The organism is Streptomyces sp. YS-3, from assembly GCF_045257485.1.
In the GTDB taxonomy this organism is placed as follows: Bacteria; Actinomycetota; Actinomycetes; order Streptomycetales; family Streptomycetaceae; genus Streptomyces.
In genome coordinates this window covers 1-2,045 of sequence record NZ_JBJHPC010000869.1, presented here as the reverse complement: position 1 = coordinate 2,045, position 2,045 = coordinate 1, and the positions used below count along the sequence as shown (strand labels likewise).

Here is a 2,045-nt window from a genome sequence, read left to right as displayed (position 1 = left end):
GCCGCCCCACCGCCCCCCGCGGCCCTCTTGTGGCAGAGACGGTGCCGCGCCAGAAGGCGGGGATCCACGGCGAACGGCTTTCCGACGACGACCCGGCCGAGCGGGACGCCCAAGGGACCCCGGGGCGGGAGCACCCCGCCCGGGAGCCGCTCGACGACCCGGACCCGTCCGCCGCCGCCGAGGCCGCGGCCGTCGAGAACCTGCTCCGCTGCTGGGTACGGGAGAACGACCTCGCCGCACCCGAGGGGCCCCTGCTGCGCATCCCGCTGCGCGCCAGCGGCACCGCCCTGCTCGTCCCCGTCCGGTACTGGTCCGCCACCGGCTGGCACCGCTTCGGCATGCCGGAGCTGGAGGGCGCGCCGCACGGCGCCCCGGCCGTCGACGCCGTCACCGTCGCGGCCCTGATCAACCGCGAGTCCGGCCGCGGCGAGGGCGCCGACCTGGTGGGCCGCGTCGCCGACTCGGTGCGGCGCACCGCCCAGTTCATCGCCGAACGCCGCGAGCGCCCCGGGCCCGCCGACGAGGCCGACCTCTTCCTCTCCGCCGAGCAGTCCCTCCTCCTCGGCCACCCCCTGCACCCCACCCCGAAGAGCCGCGAAGGCCTCTCCGAGGCCGAAGTGCGGCGCTACTCACCCGAGTTGTACGGCTCCTTCCCGCTCCACTGGATGGCCGTCGACCGCACCGTCCTCGCCGCCGACTCGGCATGGACGGACAACGGCCGTCCCGTCACCGCCGAGGAGCTCACCGCCCGTTTCCGCACCGGCCTCCCCGTCCCGGCGAACGCCGTGGCACTGCCCATGCACCCCTGGCAGGCCCGCGAGCTCACCCACCGGCCGGACGTCGCCGAACTGCTCGACGCCGGACTCCTGCGCGACCTCGGCCCGTACGGCGAACCCTGGCACCCCACCTCCTCCGTCCGTACGGTGCATCGGCCCGGCGCCGGCACCATGCTCAAGCTCTCCCTCGGGCTGCGCATCACCAACTCCCGCCGGGAGAACCTCCGCAAGGAGCTGCACCGGGGCGTGGAGGTCCACCGGCTGCTGTGCTCCGGCCTGGCCGGGCAGTGGCAGGCGGCCCACCCCGGGTTCGACATCGTCCGCGACCCGGCCTGGCTGGCGGTCGACACACCGGACGGCCTTCCGGTGCCCGGGCTCGACGTGATGATCCGGCACAACCCGTTCGGCCCCAGCGACGACGCCGTCTGCATCGCCGCCCTGACCGCGCCGCGCCCGCTGCCCGGCCGCCCCGGGACCGCGATGCACTCACGGCTCGCGAACATCGTGGCCGGCCTCGCGGCCCGTACCGGCCGGCCGACCCCGGCCGTGGCCGCCGAGTGGTTCCTGCGCTACCTCGACCAGGTCGTCCGCCCCGTGCTCTGGCTGGACGCCACGGCCGGGATCGCGCTGGAGGCCCACCAGCAGAACACGCTCGTCCTGCTCGACCCCGACGGCTGGCCGGTGGGCGGGCGCTACCGCGACAACCAGGGCTACTACTTCCGCGAGTCCTTCCGGGACGCCCTCGAACGCCGGCTCCCCGGGGTCGGCGCAACCAGCGACACCTTCGTCTCCGACGCCGTCACCGACGAGCGCTTCGCCTACTACCTCGGCATCAACAACGTCCTCGGCCTCGTCGGGGCGTTCGGCGCCCAGCGCCTGGCCGACGAGGGTGTCCTCCTCGCCGCCCTGCGCCAGTTCCTGGCCAAGGCCACCGCGCTCGGCTCACCGCTGCCCGCGCAACTGCTGGACAGCCCGGCCCTGCGCTGCAAGGCCAACCTCATGACCCGGCTGCACGGCCTCGACGAACTCGTCGGCCCGGTCGACACCCAGTCGGTCTACGTCACCATCGCCAACCCCCTCCACCGCAGCGGAACCTCATCCCCACGAACAGCTGACTGACGAGAGAGGAGCGTCGCCGTGCCTCCCACCGATGCGAGCACCGACGCCGGAGCCGGTCCCACCCCCCAGTCCGGCGGTGAGGACACGCTGGACATGCGACTGCCCTATGAACTCGTCGCGCTGTTCGGGGAGTCCAGGGCGGACGCGAGC

General features: G+C 74.4%; 1 protein-coding gene. It reads left to right on the top strand.

Annotated elements, in window-relative coordinates; genetic code table 11:
- The coding region (locus ACJA3G_RS35750) for an IucA/IucC family protein (protein WP_406557193.1) at positions 1-1,895 on the top strand (1,895 nt) is incomplete at its 5' end.
- Between the last annotated feature and the right edge of the window lie 150 nt (positions 1,896-2,045).